This window comes from Variovorax sp. P1_H12_2, from assembly GCF_056405335.1.
The window spans coordinates 1-5,484 of record NZ_JBFUCI010000418.1; the positions used below are offsets into that span (position 1 = coordinate 1).

Sequence of the window (5,484 nt, forward strand, 5' to 3'; positions counted from 1 at the left end):
GTCGGCCACCACGACGCGCAGCAGATAGTCCATCTCCCCGGTCAATGCCGCGCATTCGACGACCTCGGGCCAAGTCTGCACGCTGGCGCGAAACAAGTCCATTGGATTTCGCTTATGGCTCTCGGTGAGCTTCTCGAGCCGCACGTTGAGGTAGGCCGTGAGCCCCAAACCCACCGCCTCGGGCTTGACCAGCGCGACGTAGCGGTCGATCACCCGGTTCTCCTCCAGCCGCTTGACCCGTCGCAGCACCGCGCTGGGCGACAGGCTGACCTGTTCGGCCAATTGGTCGTAGGTGGCGCGGCCATCGGACTGCAGCGTGCGCAGAATGTGGCGATCGATCTTGTCAAGTGCATCCATGCATTGAATTTTGCATGTTTCCTGCGTGAAATGGCGAATCGAGGCCCAACAACGCCGAAATCATGAGGGCTTGCGCTTTTACAGTTCCCCCATGGACGCCAGCCACCCCGCGGCGGCACACTGAATCCACCTCGCCCCCACGGAGAGCAAGAATGAGCACCACCGACACCCCCGCCTTCACACCCTGGGAGAACCCCATGGGCACCGACGGCTTCGAGTTCATCGAATAYGCCGCGCCCGATCCGGCCGCCATGGGCCGCGTCTTCGAGCAGATGGGCTTCAAGCCGATCGCCAAGCACCGCCACAAGAACGTGCTGCTCTACCGCCAGGGCACGATCAACTTCATCATCAACTCCGAGCCCGACTCCTTCGCCCAGCGCTTCGCGCGCCAGCATGGCCCGAGCATCTGCGCGATCGCCTTTCGCGTGCAGGACGCCAAGGCGGCCTACGAGCGCGCGATCGGCCTCGGCGCCTGGGGTTTCGCCCCGGGCGCCGGCCCGGGCGAGCTCAACATCCCGGCCATCAAGGGCATCGGCGACAGCCTGATCTACTTCGTCGACCGCTGGCGCGGCAAGAACGGCGCAGCGCCCGGCGACATCGGCAACATCGGCTTCTATGACGTCGATTTCGAGGCGCTGCCCGGCCTCTCGGCGGTCGAGGCGCTGGCGCCCGAAGGCCACGGCCTCACCTATATCGACCACCTGACGCACAACGTGCACCGCGGCCGCCTGAAGGAATGGGCCGACTTCTACGAACGCCTTTTCAACTTCCGCGAGATCCGCTACTTCGACATCGAAGGCCAGGTCACGGGCGTCAAGAGCAAGGCCATGACCAGCCCCTGCGGCAAGATCCGCATCCCGATCAACGAGGAAGGCAACGAAAAGGCCGGGCAGATCCAGGAGTACCTGGACAGCTACCACGGCGAAGGGATCCAGCACATCGCCATGGGATCGCGTGACCTCGCGCACTCGGTCGACGCGCTGCGCGCCTCGGGCGTGAAGCTGCTCGACACCGTCGACACCTACTACGAGCTGATCGACAAGCGCATCCCGGGCCACGGCGAGAACGTGGCCGAGCTCAAGAAGCGCAAGATCCTGGTGGACGGCAAGAAGGGCGCGCTGCTGCTGCAGATCTTCAGCGAGAACCAGCTCGGTCCGATCTTCTTCGAGTTCATCCAGCGCAAGGGCGACGACGGGTTCGGCGAAGGCAATTTCAAGGCGTTGTTCGAGAGCATCGAGCTCGACCAGATCCGCCGCGGCGTGCTCGCCGCCGCGCAGTAGGTTGCCCGGCCCGCCTTCGATCGGAGGCGATGGCCTCAGCCGTCGAGCAGTGCGAGGGACTCCCGTCTGATCCGGTCGTCGAAGGCCATCTCCACATGCCCCCGCCCTGCGGCGAGCCGGTTGTCCGCGCCCGGCAGCGTGGCCACCGAGGCAGGAAAGACGATGTTGTCGCAGTTCGAATGCCAGCAGGTGAAAGGTACTTGCCGGGGGCTCGCCCGCTCGCAGTCGATCCGTTGCAGCCACTCGCCCCCCATGCGCATCTGCCGACCGTTGACGGTGCGACCGAAGCGCGCCAGCCAGGTGCCTCGGTGCGGGGTGCCGATGGTCAGGATGCGATGCACGCGCGCGCCATCGGCGTCGCGCAGCCAGGCGCGGGCCGCGAGCCCGCCCATGCTGTGGCAAATCAGGACCGGCGGCAGGCCTGTCGCCGCGGTCACGCGCACGATGGCGGCTTCGATGGTCTGCACATAGCGATCGATCGAACCGAAGACCGGCTCGAGGTCGACCGCCACGAAGGCGCGGTCGGCCGTGCGCAATTCGTGCAGCCACGGACTCCAGAACGCGCGATTGCCGACGAACCCATGGATCAGCACCGCCCCTCGGCGGCGCCCGTGCGGCAGATGATCGGGAATCGCGCGCCAGCGAAAGGGCTGGTACCAGCCGAACACGCGCGGCGCCGCCACGCATTCCGCCAGCCATGCCCTGAAGAATTGCCAGGTGCTCGCGCGGGGCAGGGGGTCGTGCGCGCCGATCCGATGGCTCAACGCGAACTCGAGCGCGAGGAAGAGCGCATGGGAACAGCTCAGYACCAGCAGCCCGGCGATCGCGGCCGCGGGCGACCGGTCCCACCAGAAGCCAGTCCACGCCAGCGCGAGGACCAGCCAACCGAATACCAACCACCGCTGAGCACGTGCAACCATGCACCGACTATCGCACGCGCGACAGGGCCGAACGCCACCTTGCGCCCCCGCGCTCCAGTCGCTTCGTGTCCTCGCTGCGCCGACCCTAGGACAAGCCCGCTGGCGGCAGCCCGTCGCTCGCTCCGACAATCCGCGCCAAAGGAAACCGAATGCAGACCTCAGTGCTTCAGAACTACCCGGCCGGCGTGCCACACGAAGTCCACCCCGAACAGTACCGCTCGCTGGGCCAGCTCTTCGACGAATCGTTCAAGCGCTATGCCGAGCGGCCGTTCTCGGTCTGCATGGAGCAATGGATGTCCTATGGCGAGCTCGACACGCTGTCGCGCGCGATGGGCGTCTGGCTGCAGTCCCTCGGGCTCGAGCCCGGTGCGCGCGTCGCGGTGATGCTTCCCAACGTGCCGCAGTTCGCGGTCACGATCTGCGGCGTGCTGCGCGCAGGCTACACCTGCGTCAACGTCAACCCGCTGTACACGGCACGCGAACTCGAGCACCAGCTCACAGACTCGGGCGCCACCGCGATCGTGATCCTCGAGAACTTCGCCTCCACGCTGGAGCAGGTGATCGATCGCACCACCATCAAGCACGTCGTCGTGACCGCGATGGGCGACCTGCTGGGCGGGCTCTACGGCGCCTGGATCACGGTGGCGGTGCGGCACCTCGCCAAGATGGTGCCGCCCTACAAGATCGCGCTGTCCGACGGCCGCACGGTCACGCCCTTCCCCAAGGCGATCGCCGCCGGCCGCGGCCGCGCGCTGGCGGCCGACCCGAGCACGCTCGACTCGATCGCCTTCCTGCAATACACAGGAGGCACCACCGGGCTCTCGAAGGGTGCGGTGCTCACGCATCGCAACATCGTGGCCGCGACGCTGCAGGCCGAGGCCTGGTTCACGCCGGCGCTCGGGCGTGCCGGCGACCTGTCCAAGGTCAACAGCATCGCCGCGTTGCCGCTGTATCACATCTTCGCCCTGACCTTGTGCCTGCTCGCGATCCGCCAGGGCTCGCATCTCACGCTGATCCCGAACCCGCGCGACACAGCCAAGTTCATCGCGGTGCTGAAGAAGCGGCCCTTCCACATGCTGCCGGCCGTGAACACCCTTTTCAACGCACTGCTGGTCCACCCCGAGTTCAAGACGCTCGATTTCTCGAAGCTGTTCGTCTCGCAGGCCGGCGGCATGGCGGCCTCCGAGGGCACCGCGCGCAAATGGGCCGAAGTCACCGGCTGTCCGATGATCGAGGGCTGGGGCATGAGCGAGACCTGCGCGATCGGCACCAACAATCCGGTGACCAACACCGCCTACACGGGCAACATCGGCCTGCCCTTGCCGAGCATCGAGATCGCGATCAAGGACGACGAAGGCCGGTCGCTGCCCGCGGGCGAGGCCGGCGAGCTCTGCATCAAGGGGCCGAACGTGATGGTCGGCTACTACAACCAGCCTGCCGAGACGGCGGCGGCGTTCACTGCCGATGGCTTCATGCGCACCGGCGATATCGCGGTGATGCAGGAGGATGGCTACAGCCGGATCGTGGATCGCAAGAAGGACATGATCATCGTCAGCGGCTTCAACGTCTACCCGAATGAACTCGAGAACGTGATCTCGCTGTGCCCCGGCGTGATCGAGTGCGCCGCAATCGGCGTTCCCGATGAGAAGCAGGGCGAGGCCATCAAGGTCTTCGTGGTCCGCAAGGACCCGGCGTTGACCGAGGAGTCCGTCATGCGCTACTGCCACGACCAGCTCACTGGCTACAAGCGGCCCAAGCAGATCGAATTCCGCGATGCGCTGCCGAAGACGAACGTCGGCAAGATCCTGCGGCGGCAATTGCGGCCGGGCGCAGCATCTTGACATCCGCCGAAGGCATTCCGACGCAACTCCAGGTCTTCGAGCGGGGCTGGCTGTCGGCCAACAACATCCTCTTCACGGGGCGGGATCAGACGGCCCTGGTCGACACCGGCTATGTGACCCACTCGGCGCAGACTGTGGCGCTGATCGAGAGCGCGCTGGGCGCGCGACCCCTCGACCATCTGCTGAACACGCACCTGCACAGCGACCACTGCGGCGGCAACACCGCCCTGCAGCGACGCTATCCGGCGGTCCGCTGCCTGATCCCGCCCGGCGAGGCCGCGTCGGTGCAGCGCTGGGACGAGGACGCCTTGAGTTTTCGCGCGACGGGCCAGTGCTGCGACCGCTTCCGCTTCGACGGCCTGCTCGAGCCCGGGCAGCAGATGCAGCTGGGCGACCTCGCCTGGGAAATTCATGCCGCCAAAGGCCATGATCCGCACTCGGTCATCCTCTTCGAACCGGCATCGAAGACCCTGATCTCCGCCGATGCACTCTGGGAGAACGGCTTCGGAGTAGTGTTTCCCGAACTGCTCGGCGAAGCGTCGTTCGAAGAGGTCGCCGCGACGCTGGACCTGATCGAGTCGCTCGGGCCGCTGCACGTGATTCCCGGGCACGGGAGCGTCTTTCATGACGCGCCGGGCGCCCTGCGAAAGGCCCGCAGCAGGCTCGACGGCTTTGCGCGCGACCCGGTCAAGCATGCGCGGCATGCGCTCAAGGTCTTGTTGAAGTTCAAGCTGCTCGAACTGCAGTCCGTCGGCCAGGCCGAATGGAACGCGTGGCTCGCGCAGACCCCCTATTTCGAGACGATCCGAGCGCGCTTTTTTGGCGCGCTCACACTGATTCCGCTAATGGCAGGCGTTGTGGATGAGCTCATCGCGGTCGGAGCTGCATCGGTAGAGGATTCGAGAATTCTGAATCGCTGAATCGCCGATTGATCGTCGGAAGGCGAAACGCAAAAAGCCCAGCCTTTTGAGGGGCTGGGCTATTTGGGGCTGTAAGAGCCTGACGATGACCTACTTTCACACGGGAACCCGCACTATCATCGGCGCTGAGTCGTTTCACTGTCCTGTTCGGGATGGGAAGGAGTGG

The 5,484-nt window shown here is 65.7% G+C and carries 5 protein-coding genes and 1 rRNA gene; 3 read left to right on the forward strand and 3 right to left on the reverse strand.

Going from position 1 to position 5,484, the window contains the following annotated elements:
- A partial coding sequence (locus AC1D2K_RS28850; protein ID WP_478093102.1) for an Lrp/AsnC family transcriptional regulator occupies window positions 1-357 on the reverse strand: 357 nt, incomplete at its 3' end.
- 152 nt (window positions 358-509) lie between these two features.
- Between AC1D2K_RS28850 and hppD the strand changes: the two genes are divergently transcribed.
- Window positions 510-1,637, forward strand: a complete 1,128-nt coding sequence (gene hppD, locus AC1D2K_RS28855; RefSeq protein WP_478093104.1) for a 4-hydroxyphenylpyruvate dioxygenase — start codon at window positions 510-512, stop codon at window positions 1,635-1,637.
- A gap of 35 nt (window positions 1,638-1,672) precedes the next feature.
- Here the strand turns inward: hppD and AC1D2K_RS28860 are convergent, their stop codons facing one another.
- On the reverse strand, window positions 1,673-2,557 hold the full coding sequence (locus AC1D2K_RS28860; protein ID WP_478093107.1) for an esterase/lipase family protein: 885 nt from the start codon (window positions 2,555-2,557) through the stop codon (window positions 1,673-1,675).
- Between the two features lie 149 nt (window positions 2,558-2,706).
- Between AC1D2K_RS28860 and AC1D2K_RS28865 the strand changes: the two genes are divergently transcribed.
- Together AC1D2K_RS28865 and AC1D2K_RS28870 are read left to right on the forward strand one after the other, a co-directional pair.
- Window positions 2,707-4,398 (forward strand): AMP-binding protein, encoded by a 1,692-nt coding sequence (locus tag AC1D2K_RS28865; protein ID WP_478093109.1) that lies wholly within the window; start codon window positions 2,707-2,709, stop codon window positions 4,396-4,398.
- Window positions 4,392-5,318 (forward strand): MBL fold metallo-hydrolase, encoded by a 927-nt coding sequence (locus tag AC1D2K_RS28870; protein ID WP_478093111.1) that lies wholly within the window; start codon window positions 4,392-4,394, stop codon window positions 5,316-5,318. Before AC1D2K_RS28865 ends, AC1D2K_RS28870 begins: the two co-directional genes overlap by 7 nt.
- Before the next feature lie 77 nt (window positions 5,319-5,395).
- On the opposite strand, the gene rrf is transcribed toward AC1D2K_RS28870, so the two are convergent.
- Window positions 5,396-5,484, reverse strand: a 5S ribosomal RNA gene (gene rrf, locus AC1D2K_RS28875); the annotation flags it as partial.